Source organism: Rhizobacter sp. OV335 (assembly GCF_900142965.1).
In the GTDB taxonomy this organism is placed as follows: domain Bacteria; phylum Pseudomonadota; class Gammaproteobacteria; order Burkholderiales; family Burkholderiaceae_C; genus Rhizobacter.
The window spans coordinates 20,501-35,279 of the sequence record NZ_FRCQ01000018.1 but is presented as its reverse complement, the minus strand read 5'-3'; the positions used below and the strand labels follow the sequence as shown (position 1 = coordinate 35,279).

The following is a 14,779-nucleotide window of genomic DNA, read 5'->3' as shown; positions in this document are numbered from 1 at the left end:
CGGCGCCGCCGGCCTTCGTTCAGCGGAATGCCACGCCGCCCAGCGTCGAGCCCGCCGACGTGATCGTGGAGGCCGTCGCGGCATTGCCGCTGATCGTGCTGGCGTTCTCGAACACGAACGCGGTCGCGAGGACGCTCACGTACAGGCGGTTGTTCGCCGGGTCCACCGTCACGTACTGGATGTTGGGCACCGGCAGCGTCGCAACGATCGCGGCATTGGCGGTGCTCGCCTGCGTGATGACGCGCAGCGTGTTGTCGGTCGAGTTGGCGAGGTAGAGCACGTCGCGCTGCGAATCGATCGCGATCGAGGTGCCGCCGACCGGCAGTGCCGGCAGCGTGGCGATCTGCTGGCCGGTCGCGAGGGCGAGCCGGGACTGGCCAGCGTAGATGATGCCGCGCGTGAAGTCGAAGGTCGGCTGCAGGAGCCCATTGAACGCCTGGTTTCGATCCGGCGTCGGCGTGCCGGTCAAGGTGGCCGCGTTCTTGTAGACCAGCAGCGTGTTGTCGGCCTGGCGGTTCGTCGAGATGTACAGCGTGCCGGTGGCGCGGTCGAGCGTCAGCCAGTTCGCGCGGACGACGTCGGCCGGCAGCTTGAACGAACGCACCAGCGCGGCGCCGGCCGAGCCGCGGCTCGCCGACCCGTAGACCGAGATGCTGACCTGCGCGGCCGCGAGCGTTGCGCCGTACAGCTCGTCGCGCACCGGGTCGTACTGCAGGTTGTCGCCCGAGAACGCGCCGAACGCGAAGGTGTCGATCTTGACGCTGCCCACGGCCGGCGACAGCGTCGACAGCGCGCCGACGACGGCATGCGCCTTGTCGGGCACGAACAGCACCTTGGTGCCGTCGTTGCCGGACGAATTGCCGGCTTCGTCGCCACCGCCACCGCAGGCGGACAGGCTGATCAGCAGAACGGCCAGCGCGCTGGCGAGGAAAGGACGTCGTGTCATGGGGGTGGGAAAAGTGGGTCAGGAAAACGGGGCCATCAGGGGCCCCGTCGGCTCAGGCGTGCGTCGACTCGGTCGGCTTCACGCTGTACATCGATGCATCGCTGCGGTGCAGCGCCGACTCGATCGTATCGCCTTCGCGGGCCTCACCGAGCCCGATGCTGACCGACAGCCGCAGGCCAGGCGCGATCGACTCCCAGTCGAAGCCCGAGACCGCCGCGCGGATGCGCTCGCACACCGGCTGCGCTTCGTCCTCGGTGGTGTCGGGGAACAGGATCACGAATTCGTCGCCGGCCCAGCGTGCCGGCAGGTCGCCGTCGCGCACCTGCGAGGCCATCAGTGCGGCCACCGTCTTCAGCACGCGGTCGCCGATGCTGTGCGTGAAGCGGTCGTTGACCGACTTGAACTTGTCGACGTCGACCATCGCGACGGTGAGCGGGCGTTGCTCGGACTGCAGCGCCTGCAGCCGCGCGGCCAGTTGCTGCTCGAGATGCCGCCGGTTCGCGAGGCCGGTCAGCGCGTCTTCCAGCGACCAGCGTTCGAACTGCTTCGACACCACCAGCGCCTGCTGCAGGTGGCGCTCGCTCTGGCGCGCGCCGAGCTGCCACGCCACCATCGATTCGCGGCTGCTCATGCCCTCGGCCACCACCCGCTGCTCGCGGCGGCGCAGCGCCCGGTGCTCGCGCTGTGCCAGCACATGCTTGCCCTGCCGCTCGAAGACCTGCGCGAGCACCAGGTGGGCCCGGCACGCCAGCTGCTCGTGCTCGACGGCCAGCGCCATCTCGCGCATCTCGATCAGCTCGCGCTCGGCCGTCTCCCAGTCGTGTTGCGCCATCGCCAGCTCGGCGATGCACCAGCGCACGAACGAGTCGAGCCAGGTCATCGTGCCGGTCAGCGAACGGGCGGCGGCCTCGACCGCGAGCCGGGCGCCGGCCAGGTCGCCTTGCCAGGCCGCCAGCACGCCGGACGACGCGAGCGAGATCGTCTTCGCCATCGTCTGCAGCCCCGGCAGCACCGCCAGGCCGTTGCCGGCAAGTTCGAGCTCGCGGCACTCGCGCATCAGGCTGTCCATGCGCGCGAGGCTGGCGATGCGGCCGGTCTGGTAGCGCTCGTCGAGCAGGCGCGAGGCCTCGATCCACACCTGGTTCAGGCGCGGCTGGTAGATGCTGACCGGCGGCACGCAGCGGCGCGCGGCCTGGATCGCGAGTTCGAGGGAGGCGTCGCCGCGGTCGTGGTCACCGCTCCACGAGCAGGCGAGGCCCAGGCAGTTGTGCGCGAGCACGGACTGCGCCTGCGTCGGCAGCTTGTCGCACAGGCGCACGCACAGCAGCGCCGCCTCGACGGCCTCGGCATTGCGGCCGAGCAGCATGCAGACATGGGCCAGGGTGGTCAGCGCGTTGGCCTCGCCGTGCACGTCGCCCAGCCGCTCGAAGAGCTGGGCGGCACGGCGACTCGTCTCGGCGGCGCGCCGCAGGCGGGAGGTGACGCGGTCGCAATGCGCCAGGCACGACAGCGCACGGGCTTCGACATGCAGGTCGGTGCCCTGCGCATTCTTCAGCACCGCCTGCACGATGTTGCGCGCCGCCTGCACATGGCCGTCGTCCAGCGCGGCGTAGGCCGCGGCCAGTGCTTCGTCTGGAGACGTCAAGGGTCGGGTGGACGCGTCAGCTGCCATGCGCTTGTTCGGTGGCGAATTCGGGTGGGGGTCGTGCCCCGCGGGGAGTCCAGCGCCGATGCTAGCGGAAACGGCGCGGTATTCAATGTGCGAACTTCCTCGAAACCGCGCCTTGCGCAGGGGCAGGGCATCGCCTACGCTGCCGCGTCCTCACAGGGAGCTCCGCTGCATGTCTCTTCAACACAACCGCAAGCTCGTGCGCGACCGCGCGCTGTTCCAACACTGGGAGGGGCTGGCGGCCAGCGCCTTCGACCAGATCCCGCTGCCGCAGCTGAAGGCCGCGCAGGCCGCGCTGCAAGGGCACATCGTGCTGCCCGACAACCCCGACTACAACGCCGACCGCCAGCTCTTCAACCCGGTGTTCAACGCCTACCCAGTGGCGATCGTCTACTGCGCCGTCGAGAGCGACGTCGCGATCGCGCTGAAGCTCGCGCAGGACGTGATCCTGCCGTTCACCGTGCGCTCCGGCGGCCACTGCACGGCCGGCTTCTCGGCCGGCTACGGCGTGCTGATCGACGTCAGCGCGCTGAACGAGGTCACGATCGACGCCGCGGCGCAGACCGCCACTGTCGGCACCGGCTGCCCGTTCAGCAAGCTCGACCTCGCGCTCGACCAGGCCGGCCTGCACGTGCCGGGCGGCGAGTGCCAGGACGTCTGCATCGGCGGCTACCTGCAGGGCGGCGGCTACGGCTTCACGTCGGTCACCTTCGGGATGAACTGCGACAACGTGATCGACATGCGGGTGATGCTGGCCAACGGCCGCGTCGTCACCGCGAGTTCGGTCGCCAACACCGACCTGTGGTGGGCGATGCGCGGCGGCACCGGCGGCAACTTCGGCGTGCTGCTGTCGGTGCGCTATCAGTTGCGCCCGCTCGGCGACGTGTTCGGCTGGGCGCTGATCTGGCCGCTGCAGAGCGAGGGCGATTTCGCGAACGCCACCGGCGCGCTGATGGCACTGCAGTCGGGCTACATGCTGGCGGCGCTGCCGCAAGAACTGAACATCCAGGTGTCGCTGTGCTACCAGCCGGGCACGCAGGGCGGGTTGCCGCTGGAGCCGCAGCAGCCCTATCTGATGGTGCGCGGGCTGTATGTCGGATCGCAGGCTGACGGGCAGGCGGCGATTCAGCCGCTGTGCGACCTGCCGGGTGCGATCACGCAGTGGACCGCGATGGACACCTACTACAACCTCAACAAGGCCTTGCTGGACCAGCCCTACGGCATGCCGTGCCTGGCGCCCGACAGCCCGATGCCGTGCGAGGACAAGGCCTCGCGCTACGTGACGCGCCCGCTCGCGCCTGCCGAGTGGCGCGGGCTGCTGGAGTACTTCGTCACCGCACCGAACGAGCTGACCTACTTCTACATGGAGTTCTACGGCGGCGCGATCAACGCGGTGCCGCCGCAGGCCAACGCCTTCGTGCACCGCAGCTCGGCCTTCAACGCGGTGCTCGACGTGTTCTGGTTCGACGAGGCGCACAAGCAGGCGTCGCAGGATTTCCTGCTCGGTTGGATGGACCTGATGGCGCCGATGTGGAACGGCGAGATCTACCAGAACTACCCGCGGCCGGACCAGCCTGCTTATGGCCCGGCCTACTGGGCCGATGCGCAGGCCGGGCTGTACGCGGTGAAGCTGAAGTACGACCCGACGCACGCCTTCCGCTTCGCGCAGGAGGTCGGCCCGCTGATGCCGCCGGGCGGCGGCATCGGGCCGGTGATCGAGCTGCCGGCGTGGCTGCAGCAGTGGCTGCAGCAGCCGATCGTGCTCGACGCGCGCTGGACGGCGTCGCAATTGCAGCCGTACCAGTAAGCGTTGCCGGCAGCGGCCTCCGTCAGTCCGGCAGCGAACTGACGCTGGTGCCGATGATCTCGGCCGTCAGCACCGTGCTGAAGATGTTCTGGTCGCGGATCGTGAAGGTGCCGCTGGTCCACTGGCCTGAGAGCCAGGGCTCGGTGGGCAGCGCGCTGCCGGTGAACGAGGTGGCCGGCCCGAACAGCGACAGCCGGTAGATCACGTTGCTGCGCTTCACGCCGAACAGCGTCGCGTCGCCCGCGACCGGCAGCGGGTACGAGCTCGTGCCGTTGTCGAACACTTCCACGGTGACGCCGCCACCCTGCGTGAAATCGATCGGGCCGGAGGGCCACTGCATCGTGAGCCCGTAGGTGCTTGCGAAGGTCTCGTAGCCGAGGTAGCCCGGCAGCGTCGGGTCCGGCCATTGCGTGTACGCGGCCGGGTTCGAATCGAACACGTAGGCCCCGGTGAAGGTGGCACCGACCGGCGGCCGCGTGCCGCTCGAGGTGAGCACGCGCGCGGTGAAGTTGACGGTGACGTGGTCGGCCATGGCGGCGAAGGGCCAGGCCAGCGCTGCGCTCAGCAGCAGGATCGATGGTTTCATGCTTGTTTCCTCCCTGGATGTGGAACGCGAAGGATAGCGATCGGGTGTCGACGCGAATCCGCAATGTTGGGATGGCCGATGCGGGCCAGTCTCGACAATAATCGCCGGCTGCGTGCAGACCAGGGGATGCGACATCGACGCGAATCTGTTGAACGAACTGCGGATCGACCACCGCGAACGTGACGACGAAGGTGGCGGCGTGCCGCGCTGGGTCTGGGTGGTTCTGGCGACCGTGGTCGTGCTCGCCTTGCTCGGCGGCGGCGCCTGGTGGTTCCTCGGCGGCCGGCCGCTCGCCGTCAAGACCGCGGCCGCCACCGCCCCACGGGCCGGCGGCGGGGCCGGCGCGATCCTGCAGGCCACCGGCTACATCACCGCGCGCCGCCAGGCCACCGTCTCCACCCAGCTGACCGGCACGCTCACCGAGGTGCTGATCGAGGAGGGCGACCGTGTCGAGAAGGGCCAGGTGCTCGCGCGCCTCGAAAACGGCGCGGTGCGCGCGACGCTGAACCTCGCGCGGGCCAACCTGGCCTCGACGCAGGCCCAGGTGGCACAAGCCCAGGCGCAGCTGACCCAGGCCGCGGCCGATGCGCGGCGCCAGGACGAACTCTCCGCCAGCGGCATGACGACGAAGCAGGGCGCCGAGCAGGCCCGCACCGCGCTCGCCAGTGCCACGGCGATGCTCGAGGCGCGCCGGCGCGAATCCGATGCGGCGCGCGCGCAGGTCGCGCAGGCGCAGGTCAACTTCGACTACACCACCGTGCGCGCGCCGTTCGCCGGCGTCATCACCGTGAAGGCGGCCCAGGTCGGCGAGATCGTCTCGCCGCTGTCGGCCGGCGGCGGCTTCACTCGCACCGGCGTCGGCACCATCGTCGACATGAGTTCGCTGGAGGTCGATGTCGACGTCAGCGAGGCCTACATCGGCCAGGTCAAGCCGGGCATGCCGGTCGAGGCCGTGCTCGACGCCTACCCCGACTGGCGCGTGCCCGCGCACGTGATCGCGATCGTGCCGTCGGCCGACCGCGGCAAGGCGACCGTCAAGGTGCGCGTCGGCTTCGAACAGAAAGACGCGCGCATGGTGCCCGACATGGGCGTGCGCGTGTCCTTCCTCAGCGCGAAGCCCGCGGCCGGCGCTGACGGTGCGCCACGGCCCGCGCCCAAGGGCGTGCTGGTGCCGCCGCAGGCGCTGGCGCAGCGCGACGGCGGCACGGTGGTGTTCGTCGTCGCCGACGGCCGCGTGCAGCAGCGCAGCGTGAAGCCGGCGGCGGGCGACATCGGCGGCCAGAAGCTGTTGCCCGACGCTGTCAAGGCGGGCGAGCGCGTCGTCGTGTCGCCGCCGGATTCACTGAAGGACGGTGCGGCCGTGCGGGCCGACGACGCCGAGTGAGCTGCATTTCAACAAGACGGAACCCCCAGGAGAAACCATGGCCCAGCTGATCGAGATCCGCGACCTGTCCAAGGTGTACGAGCGTGGCCGCCAGAAGGTCGAGGTGCTGCACCACATCGACCTCGAGGTCGCCCAGGGCGATTTCGTCGCGCTGATGGGCCCGTCGGGCTCGGGCAAGACCACGCTGCTGAACCTGATCGGCGGGCTCGACGTGCCCACCGGCGGCAGCATCAGCGTCGGCGGCCAGCGCATCGACCAGCTGAAGTCGGCAGCCCTGGCCAAGTGGCGCGCGTCGCGCGTCGGCTTCGTGTTCCAGTTCTACAACCTGATGCCGATGCTGTCGGCGCAGCGCAACGTCGAGTTGCCGCTGCTGCTGACCAAGCTGTCGTCCGCCGAGCGCAAGAAGCGCGCGGCCATCGCGCTGCAGCTGGTGGGGCTGGCCGACCGCGCCTCGCACAAGCCGACCGAGCTGTCGGGCGGCCAGCAGCAGCGGGTGTCGATCGCGCGCGCCATCGTCTCCGACCCGATGCTGCTGGTCTGCGACGAACCCACCGGTGACCTCGACCGCCAGTCGGCCGAAGACGTGCTGGGCCTGCTGCGCGTGCTGAACCGCGACCACGGCAAGACCATCGTGATGGTGACCCACGACCCGAAGGCCGCCGAGTACGCCCACCGCACCCACCACCTCGACAAGGGCAGCCTGGTCGGGCAGGCCGAGCTGGCAGCATGAAGTACCTCCACCTCGTCTGGGCCTCGCTGTTCCGGCGCAAGACGCGCACGGTGCTGACGCTGGTCTCCATCATCGCGGCCTTCCTGCTGTTCGGCCTGCTCGATGCCGTGCGCACCTCGTTCTCGCAGGCCGGGCAGAGCGCCAACGGCGCGGCGCGGCTGCAGACCGGCTCGAAGCTGTCGTTCATCCAGACGCTGCCGCTGTCGCTCACGCAGCAGATCGAGCGCGTCGACGGCGTGAAGGCGGTGGCCTATGCCAACTGGTTCGGCGGCGCGTATCAAGACCCGCACAACCAGGTGTTCAGCTTCGCGGTGGCGCCGAACTACCTCGACCTGTTCCCCGAGGTCGCGGTGACCGAGGCCGAGCGCAAGGCGTTCGCCAGCACCCGCACCGGCGCGCTGGTGGGCGAGAAGCTCGCGCAGCGCTTCGGCTGGAAGGTGGGCGACCGGGTGCCGTTGCAGTCGAACATCTTCCCCGACCGCTCGGGCAGCAAGAACTGGCAGTTCGACATCGTCGGCATCCTGCATGCCACCGACAAGAAGACCGGCGGCTTCTTCGACCAGATGTTCCTGCTGAACTGGAAGTACTTCGACGAGACGACGCCGTACAACCAGGGCAACGCCGGCTGGTACGTGACGCGCGTGACCGACGTGAACCAGGCCGACCGCGTCGCGAAGGCGATCGATGCGCTGTCGGCCAACTCCGACCACGAGACGCGCACGCAGACCGAGCAGGCGGCCACCGCGTCGTGGATGAAGCAGCTGGCCGACATCGGGCTGATCGTCGGCTCGATCATGGGCGCGGTGTTCTTCACGCTGCTGCTGCTGTCGGGCAACACGATGATGCAGGCGGTGCGCGAACGCACCAGCGAGATCGCGGTGCTGAAGACGATCGGCTTCTCGGGCCGCAGCGTGCTCGCGATGGTGCTGGCCGAATCGGTGCTGCTGCTGGTGCTGGGCGGGCTGATCGGGCTGGGCCTGGCGACCGTGATCATTCCGGTGGTCAGTGCCGGCAGCGGTGGCATGCTGAACCTGCCGTCGGTCGGTACCAGCAGCTGGGTGCTCGGCCTCGCGCTGATGGCCGGCATCGGCATCGTGGTGGGCGCCTTGCCGGCCTGGAACGCGATGCGCCTGAACATCGTCGATGCCCTCGCGGGCCGCTGAACGGGAGATGCGCGTGAACTGGTTGATCAATGTGGGCTTGTTGGTGCTGCTGGCCGTCGTGCTGGCGGCTTGGGTGATGCTGCCGTGGCCGGGCGCGCTGGCGCTGGCGGTGCTGCTGGCCGGCTGGCTGCTGCTGACGCGGCGCGGCCGGCAGACGCTGTCGGTGGCCAACGTCGGCATCAGCACGCTGACGCAGCGGCTGGGCGCCTCGGGCGTGATCGTGGTCGGCATCGCCGGCGTGGTCGGCGTGCTGGTCTCGCTGCTGTCGATGGCCGAGGGCTATGCCGAGACGCTGCGTCGCACCGGCGGCACCGACAGCGTGATCGTGATGCGCGGCGGCTCGGCCTCGGAGGTGTCGTCGGTGCTGACGCGCGACAGCATCGCGCTGATCCAGCAGGCCGACGGCATCGCGCGCAACGACAAGGGCGAGCCGCTGGCCTCCGAAGAGCTGGTGGTGGCGGCCAACCTGCCGGTGAAGGGCGGCGCGCCCGATGAAACGGGCAGCGTGCAGCTGCGCGGCGTCGGCGAGCGCGCCTGGGCGGTGCGCCCGCAGGCGAAGATCATCGCCGGCAAGGCCTTCGGGCCGGGCCTGCGCGAGCTGGTGGTGGGGCAGGGCGCGGCACGGCAGTTCGCCGGGCTGGTGCCGGGCGGCACGGTGCGGCTGGGCGCGCAGACCTGGACGGTGGCCGGCGTGTTCGCGACCGGCGACGCGCTCGAATCCGAGATCTGGGCCGACGGCAACGTGGTCGCCGACACCTATCGCCGCGCCGCCAGCCGCACCTCGGTGACGGCGCGGCTGGCCGATCCGCAGTCCTTCAAGACGCTGAAGGCCGCGCTCGAATCGAACCCGCAGCTGCAGGTCGACGTGACGACCACGCTTGACTACTTCAGCAAGCAATCCGAAGGCGTGACCAAGGTGCTGCGCATCATCGGCATCACGGTCGGCTCGATCATGGCGATCGGCGCGATGTTCGGCGCGCTGAACACGATGTTCGCCGCGGTGGCGGCGCGGGCGCGCGAGATCGCGACGCTGCGCGCGATCGGCTTCTCGGGCCTGCCGGTGGTGGTGGCGGTGATGCTCGAGACGATGCTGCTGGCGCTGCTCGGCGGCGTGCTCGGCGGGCTGCTGGCGTGGGGGGTGTTCGACGGCTACGGCGCGTCGACGATGGCCGCCGGCTCGGTCGGCAAGCTGAGCTTTGCGCTGCGGGTGTCGCCCGACCTGCTGTGGACGGGGCTCAAATGGGCGCTCGCGATCGGCTTCATCGGCGGGCTGTTCCCGGCGGTGCGCGCGGCGCGGCTGCCGGTGACGACCGCGTTGCGCGAGCTCTGAGCGGGGTGCAGCCGAAGGCGGGGCGATGATCGATGCCGCGACCCAGGCCCTGGTGCTGCAGCGCTACCCGATGCTGCGCGAGTTGCCCGCCGCGCAGCTGGCGGAGCTGCTGACCGACGCCGCGCTGCTGCGCATGCCGGCCGGCAGCCTGATGTTCGACGAGAACCAGCCGTGCCGGGGCTTGCCGCTGCTGCTGTCGGGCAGCGTGCGCATCGTCAAGGCGGCGCCCAACGGGCGCGCGTTGCACTTGTACCAGGTGCGGCCGGGTGACAGCTGCATCCTGACCAGCAGCTGCCTGCTCGGCCACGCGCCGTACCACGCGCGCGGCACGGCCGAATGCGACATCGAGCTCGTCGTGCTGCCGCCGGCGGCGTTCAAGCGCCTGATGGCGCAGCTGGAGTCGTTTCGCGAGCATGTGTTCAGCAACTTCTCGCAGCGGCTCACCGACCTGATGGCCCTGGTGTCGGCGGTCGCTTTCCAGAAGCTCGACCAGCGGCTGGCGGCGCTGCTGGTGGCGCGCGAATCGCCGCTGCACACCACGCACCAGGCGCTGGCCGACGAGCTGGGCAGCGTGCGCGAGATCGTCAGCCGGCTGCTGAAGAACTTCGCGGACCAGGGCTGGCTGCGGCTCGGGCGAGAGCAGATCGAGGTGCTGGACGCGGCGGCGCTGGCGCGCTTCGTCTCGCTGTGAGGGTGGCCGCGCCGGCTGTGTGACCTGGGTCACAGAGGCCGCCGGCCGCTTGCGCCACACTGCGCCGATCGGCTTCGGCCTCGTCACCGCGTTCTCGCATGAGCATCGACTGGAACAGCTTCACCCCGTGGGCCTCGCTGGCCGGCGGCCTGGGCATCGGGCTGGCGACTGCCCTTTACCTGCTCGGCAACGGCCGCATCGCCGGCATTGCCGGCATCGTCGGGGCGCCGTGGCGGGCGCTGCTGGCGCGTGCGCCGCTGAAGGCGCATCGCGGCTCGCTGGCCTTCATCGGCGGCCTGCTCCTCGCGCCCTGGGCCTGGCGGCTGTGGGCGCCGTGGCCGGCCGTCTCGGTCGATGTCGGGCCCGGCGCGTTGATCGCGGCCGGCCTGCTGGTGGGCATCGGCGTGCGCCTGGGCAACGGCTGCACCAGCGGGCACGGCGTGTGCGGGTTGAGCCGCCTGTCGCTGCGCTCGCTGGTGAACGTGCTGGCCTTCATGGGCGCCGGCTTCGCCACCGTGTTCGTGCTGCGGCACCTCTTCTGAAGGCGGCGCCGATGGGATCCTTCATCGCGTTGCTGGGCGGCCTGGTCTTCGGCCTCGGGTTGATCGCCGGCGGCATGACCGATCCGGCCAAGGTCAAGGGGTTTCTCGACCTCGCCGGTGCGTGGAACCCGAGCCTCGCGCTGGTGATGGCCGGCGCGATCGCGGTCGGGCTGCCGGCCTTCGCGATCGCGCGGCGCCGCCGCACGGCCTGGTCCGGCGCGGCGATGGACATCCCGGGCAGCACCCGCATCGATGCACGGCTGATCGGCGGCGGCGTGCTGTTCGGCATCGGCTGGGGCATCGGCGGCTTCTGTCCGGGGCCGGCGCTGGTGGCGCTGGCCCGCGGCTGGTGGCCGGCGGCGGTGTTCGTCGCGGCGATGCTGGCCGGCATGGCGATCCACGACCGCTGGCTCGCCGCCCGCTGAGAGGAGCCGCCATGCTGGTCTTTCGCCAACTCTTCGACGCGCCGTCGTCCACCTACACCTACCTGCTCGGCGATGCGGTGACGGGCGAGGCGGTGCTGATCGACCCGGTCTACGAGCATGTGCGCCGCGATGCCGCCCTGCTGCGCGAACTGGGCCTGCGGCTGATCGCGACGCTCGAAACGCATGTGCATGCCGACCACGTCACCGGCGCGTGGCTGCTGAAGCAGCGCCTGGGCAGCCTCATCCTGTTGTCGCAGGCGGCCGGTGTGCATGAGGCCGACCGGTTGCTGGCGCATGGCGATCGAGTGGCCTTCGGTACGCGCTGCCTGCAGGTGCGCGCCACGCCTGGCCACACCGACGGCTGCCTCACCTATGTGATGGACGACGAACGCATGGCGTTCACCGGCGATGCGCTGCTGATCCGCGGCTGCGGCCGCACCGATTTCCAGCAGGGCAGCGCGGGGCAGCTGTACCGCTCGGTGCAGCAGCAGATCCTGTCGCTGTCGCCGGACTGCCTGCTGTACCCGGCGCATGACTACCGCGGGCTCACGGTGACCAGCGTGGCCGAGGAGCGCCGCTACAACCCGCGCCTGGGCGGCGACGCGAGCCTCGCAGACTTCGAGGGCTACATGACGAACCTGGGCCTGCCGCACCCGAAGCTGATGCAGATCGCGGTGCCGGCCAACCTGCGCTGCGGGCGGCCCGAGAGCGAGGCCGCGCTGCCGCAGGAGCCGACCTGGGCGCCGCTCAGCTTCAGCTTCGGCGGTGTGTGGGAGATCCAGCCGACGGCGCTGGCCGAGCGCCTGGCGGCCGGGGACGTGCAGGTGATCGACGTGCGCGAGCCGTCGGAGTTCAGCGATGGCTTCGGCCACATCCGCGGTGCGCGGCTCGTGCCCTTGCCCGAGCTGGTGGCGCGCAGCGGCGAGATCGCGCGCGATCGTCCGGTGGTGGCGGTGTGCCGCTCGGGCGCGCGCTCGGCGCAGGCGCTGGTGTTGCTGCAGAAAGCGGGTTTCAATGAGCTGGCCAACCTGGCTGGTGGCATGCTGCGCTGGCACGCCGAAGCCTTTCCGGTGGAGGGTGCAGCGCACTGGAGAAGCCCATGAACAGACCTGGTTCCGACACGGTGTTCGCCGGCTCGATTCCCGATCTCTACGACACGCAGCTGGTGCCGTTGATCTTTGCGCCGTATGCGGCCGACCTGGCGCACCGCGCGGTGCAGATCGGGCCGGCCAGCGTGCTGGAGACGGCAGCAGGCACCGGCGTCGTCACGCGCGCGCTGGCGACGGCCCTGCCCGAGGCGGTGGCGCTGGTGGCCACCGACCTGAACCCACCGATGCTGGCGCGCGCCGCCGCGGTCGGCACGTCGCGGCCGGTGCAGTGGCAGCAGGCCGATGCGCTGCAGCTGCCCTTCGAGGACGGGCGCTTCGAGCTCGTCGTCTGCCAGTTCGGCGCGATGTTCTTTCCGGACAAGGCACGTGCCTTCGCCGAGGCGCGGCGCGTGCTCCGGCGCGGCGGCACGCTGCTGTTCAACGTGTGGGACCGCATCGAGGAGAACGAGTTTGCCGACACGGTGACACAGGCGCTGGCCGTGCGCTGGCCGCAGGACCCGCCGCGCTTCATGGCGCGCACGCCGCACGGCTACTTCGAGCGCCCGGCGATCGAAGCCGACTTGCAGGCCGGGGGCTGGCGCGAGACGGTGCATGTCGAGACGCTGCGCGCGCGCAGCCGGGCCGCGTCGGCGCAGGCGGTGGCACGGGCCTACTGCGAGGGCACGCCGTTGCGCAACGAGATCGAGGCGCGGTCCGCCGGCGACTTGGCCGATGCGACGGCGGCTTGCGCCGAGGCGCTGGCCGCGCGCTTCGGGCGGGGTGCGGTCGACGGGCAGATCCAGGCACACGTCGTCGCGGTGCGCAAGGACGCGTAGCCGAGGGGCGGTGAGCGTTCCTCAGCGCAGCGAGGTCAGCCAGTCGCAACGCAGCCGCCGGGCCCGGTGCAGCCAGCGCCGCAGCGCCACATAGCGCCCGGGCACGAAGAACAGCAGCATGCACGCGCCGACCGCGACCGGCTGGCGCAGCAGCAGCGAGGCCGGCAGCCCCATCCAGCCCATCACCCAGAGCGTCAGCACGGCATCCCAGGCGTGGTACTCGACCGGCTGCAGCTCGCGGTGGCCGACATGCCACTGCTTCACGGCGTGCAATTGGTCGAGCGTCATGGTGGGGTCCCGCTGAATCAACGACTGTAGCCAGTCAGGCCGTCTTGTTCAACGCGAACGAGGCCAGCACCGTGTCGGTGACCGACGAGTTCTCGAACGCCCAGCCGGCCGCGAAATCGCCCGGCACGCCCCAGCCGTCGTACTGGTAGTAGACGATGTCCAGCCCGGCCGCCTCGGCCAGCGACATCGCGTCGGCCACCCAGCGCCCGCGGTCGGCCGACGGCGCCGCGCGAGTGCAGCCGACCTCGCCCAGCATCATCCGCACCGAGTGCGTGGCGGCGTAGTCGAGTGCCGGCTGCATGTCGATGGCCAGCGCCGCCTTGTTCCACAGCTGCGGCGCGGTGGAGTCGTTGTCGCGGGTGACGCCTGGGTAGCCCACCGTTCCTGCCGCCGGGAAGCCGCCTTCGCCCTGGTGCGTGAAGTAATGCGGGCCGTAGTGGTGGAAGCTGTAGACCGTCTTCGCGTCGCCATTGGGTTGCAGGTCGGCGAAGTTCTTCTGGTCGCCCCACACCGGCTGCACGATCACCCAGCGGTCGGCATCCACGTGCCGGATCTGCGCCAGCGCGAGCTGGTGCAGCAGGTTCCACGCGTCCTTGGCCGCCGCGTGGTTGTTGTCGATCTCACCAGCGGTGCGCCCCTGCGGCTCGTTCAGCAGGTCGAACACGATGCCTTGCACGCCGAGGTACTGCTGCGCCAGCTCGCCCCAGGCCTCGACGAACTCGGACTGCGCCGACGGGTCGGACCACAGCGCGCGGCCGTCGTCGGGCCACACGCCGCGGCTCGGCCAGTTGACGTCGAGCGTGGCCGCCAGCACCACATGCATGCGCTTCGACAGGCACCAGTCGATCAGCGTGCCCCATTGCGCGACCGAGGCCTGCAGGCGCGCGGCCAGCGGCTGGCCGGGCAGCAGCGCGGCGCCGGTCTTGAAGTCGAACGGCTGGATGAACAACCGTGCCACGTTGGCGCCGGCGGTCGGCAGCTCGGGCACGTTCTGCCAATGGCTGGCGGTGGGGTCGGTCCAGCCCTGGTCCGGGAAGATGCTGGTGCCGCGCAGGCGGGGCAGCGCGGCCGACAGCGGCGGCAGGCCGGGCGCCGGTGGCGCGGGTGGGACCGGGGCCGGCGGCACGGGGGCGGGCGGCGTGCCGCCGACGGGGGCCGGAGCGGGGCTGCTGTCGCCGCCACCCCCGCCGCAGGCCGCCAGGGCCAGCAGCACGGCGGAACTCAGACCCTTCAAGACGAAGCGGCGGCTCGCCAGATCAGCGCGCAAGACATCGGACACGTGAAACCCCTCCTG

At 70.6% G+C, this 14,779-nt stretch carries 15 protein-coding genes; 10 read left to right on the top strand and 5 right to left on the bottom strand.

What is annotated here, in order from left to right; all coding sequences use genetic code 11:
- Positions 1-19 precede the first annotated feature (19 nt).
- Both BUE42_RS18620 and BUE42_RS18615 read right to left on the bottom strand, forming a co-directional pair.
- On the bottom strand, positions 20-946 hold the full coding sequence (locus BUE42_RS18620; RefSeq protein WP_073466750.1) for a YncE family protein: 927 nt from the start codon (positions 944-946) through the stop codon (positions 20-22).
- A 52-nt stretch (positions 947-998) separates the two neighbouring features.
- A complete protein-coding gene (locus tag BUE42_RS18615; RefSeq protein WP_073466749.1) occupies positions 999-2,591 on the bottom strand; it encodes a GGDEF domain-containing protein in 1,593 nt (530 codons plus the stop codon).
- A 196-nt stretch (positions 2,592-2,787) separates the two neighbouring features.
- Between BUE42_RS18615 and BUE42_RS18610 the strand changes: the two genes are divergently transcribed.
- Positions 2,788-4,422: an FAD-binding oxidoreductase gene (locus tag BUE42_RS18610; RefSeq protein WP_159445453.1), complete on the top strand. Its 1,635-nt coding sequence runs from the start codon at positions 2,788-2,790 to the stop codon at positions 4,420-4,422.
- Positions 4,423-4,444: 22 nt separating this feature from the next.
- Here BUE42_RS18610 and BUE42_RS18605 read toward each other — a convergent pair whose 3' ends face one another.
- Entirely contained in the window at positions 4,445-5,008 is a 564-nt protein-coding gene (locus tag BUE42_RS18605) for a hypothetical protein (protein WP_073466747.1), read from the bottom strand.
- A 148-nt stretch (positions 5,009-5,156) separates the two neighbouring features.
- Here BUE42_RS18605 and BUE42_RS18600 point away from each other — a divergent pair, with 148 nt between their 5' ends.
- The 9 genes from BUE42_RS18600 to BUE42_RS18560 all read left to right on the top strand — a co-directional run bounded on the left by BUE42_RS18600 (position 5,157) and on the right by BUE42_RS18560 (position 13,197).
- Positions 5,157-6,392: an efflux RND transporter periplasmic adaptor subunit gene (locus BUE42_RS18600; RefSeq protein ID WP_200798990.1), complete on the top strand. Its 1,236-nt coding sequence runs from the start codon at positions 5,157-5,159 to the stop codon at positions 6,390-6,392.
- Positions 6,393-6,429: 37 nt separating this feature from the next.
- Positions 6,430-7,122, top strand: coding sequence for an ABC transporter ATP-binding protein (locus BUE42_RS18595; protein WP_073466746.1), 693 nt, complete (start codon positions 6,430-6,432; stop codon positions 7,120-7,122).
- Positions 7,119-8,285, top strand: a complete 1,167-nt coding sequence (locus tag BUE42_RS18590) for an ABC transporter permease (protein WP_073466745.1) — start codon at positions 7,119-7,121, stop codon at positions 8,283-8,285. The genes BUE42_RS18595 and BUE42_RS18590 overlap by 4 nt, the downstream gene beginning before the upstream one ends.
- Positions 8,286-8,298: 13 nt before the next feature.
- On the top strand, positions 8,299-9,615 hold the full coding sequence (locus BUE42_RS18585; protein WP_200798989.1) for an ABC transporter permease: 1,317 nt from the start codon (positions 8,299-8,301) through the stop codon (positions 9,613-9,615).
- A gap of 25 nt (positions 9,616-9,640) precedes the next feature.
- Complete coding sequence (locus BUE42_RS18580; RefSeq protein ID WP_073466743.1) at positions 9,641-10,306, top strand: Crp/Fnr family transcriptional regulator; 666 nt, start codon at positions 9,641-9,643, stop codon at positions 10,304-10,306.
- A 98-nt stretch (positions 10,307-10,404) separates the two neighbouring features.
- Entirely contained in the window at positions 10,405-10,848 is a 444-nt protein-coding gene (locus BUE42_RS18575) for a YeeE/YedE family protein (protein WP_073466742.1), read from the top strand.
- 11 nt (positions 10,849-10,859) lie between these two features.
- Complete coding sequence (locus tag BUE42_RS18570) at positions 10,860-11,273, top strand: DUF6691 family protein (protein ID WP_073466741.1); 414 nt, start codon at positions 10,860-10,862, stop codon at positions 11,271-11,273.
- 14 nt (positions 11,274-11,287) lie between these two features.
- Complete coding sequence (locus BUE42_RS18565; protein ID WP_073466852.1) at positions 11,288-12,376, top strand: rhodanese-like domain-containing protein; 1,089 nt, start codon at positions 11,288-11,290, stop codon at positions 12,374-12,376.
- Complete coding sequence (locus BUE42_RS18560) at positions 12,373-13,197, top strand: class I SAM-dependent methyltransferase (protein ID WP_073466740.1); 825 nt, start codon at positions 12,373-12,375, stop codon at positions 13,195-13,197. Before BUE42_RS18565 ends, BUE42_RS18560 begins: the two co-directional genes overlap by 4 nt.
- A gap of 21 nt (positions 13,198-13,218) precedes the next feature.
- Here the strand turns inward: BUE42_RS18560 and BUE42_RS18555 are convergent, their stop codons facing one another.
- Positions 13,219-13,485, bottom strand: coding sequence for a hypothetical protein (locus BUE42_RS18555; protein WP_073466739.1), 267 nt, complete (start codon positions 13,483-13,485; stop codon positions 13,219-13,221).
- Positions 13,486-13,519: 34 nt separating this feature from the next.
- Entirely contained in the window at positions 13,520-14,764 is a 1,245-nt protein-coding gene (locus BUE42_RS18550; protein WP_143171591.1) for a glycoside hydrolase family 5 protein, read from the bottom strand.
- Positions 14,765-14,779: the final 15 nt, after the last annotated feature.

What these genes read in the sequence shown, in the direction of transcription:
- BUE42_RS18560 (WP_073466740.1), top strand. Translation starts at nt 12,373, where the DNA reads ATGAACAGACCTGGTTCCGACACGGTGTTCGCCGGCTCGATTCCCGAT.
- BUE42_RS18590 (WP_073466745.1), top strand. Translation starts at nt 7,119, where the DNA reads ATGAAGTACCTCCACCTCGTCTGGGCCTCGCTGTTCCGGCGCAAGACG.
- BUE42_RS18610 (WP_159445453.1), top strand. Translation starts at nt 2,788, where the DNA reads ATGTCTCTTCAACACAACCGCAAGCTCGTGCGCGACCGCGCGCTGTTC.
- BUE42_RS18575 (WP_073466742.1), top strand. Translation starts at nt 10,405, where the DNA reads ATGAGCATCGACTGGAACAGCTTCACCCCGTGGGCCTCGCTGGCCGGC.
- BUE42_RS18620 (WP_073466750.1), bottom strand. Translation starts at nt 946, where the DNA reads ATGACACGACGTCCTTTCCTCGCCAGCGCGCTGGCCGTTCTGCTGATC.
- BUE42_RS18605 (WP_073466747.1), bottom strand. Translation starts at nt 5,008, where the DNA reads ATGAAACCATCGATCCTGCTGCTGAGCGCAGCGCTGGCCTGGCCCTTC.
- BUE42_RS18580 (WP_073466743.1), top strand. Translation starts at nt 9,641, where the DNA reads ATGATCGATGCCGCGACCCAGGCCCTGGTGCTGCAGCGCTACCCGATG.
- BUE42_RS18570 (WP_073466741.1), top strand. Translation starts at nt 10,860, where the DNA reads ATGGGATCCTTCATCGCGTTGCTGGGCGGCCTGGTCTTCGGCCTCGGG.
- BUE42_RS18595 (WP_073466746.1), top strand. Translation starts at nt 6,430, where the DNA reads ATGGCCCAGCTGATCGAGATCCGCGACCTGTCCAAGGTGTACGAGCGT.
- BUE42_RS18555 (WP_073466739.1), bottom strand. Translation starts at nt 13,485, where the DNA reads ATGACGCTCGACCAATTGCACGCCGTGAAGCAGTGGCATGTCGGCCAC.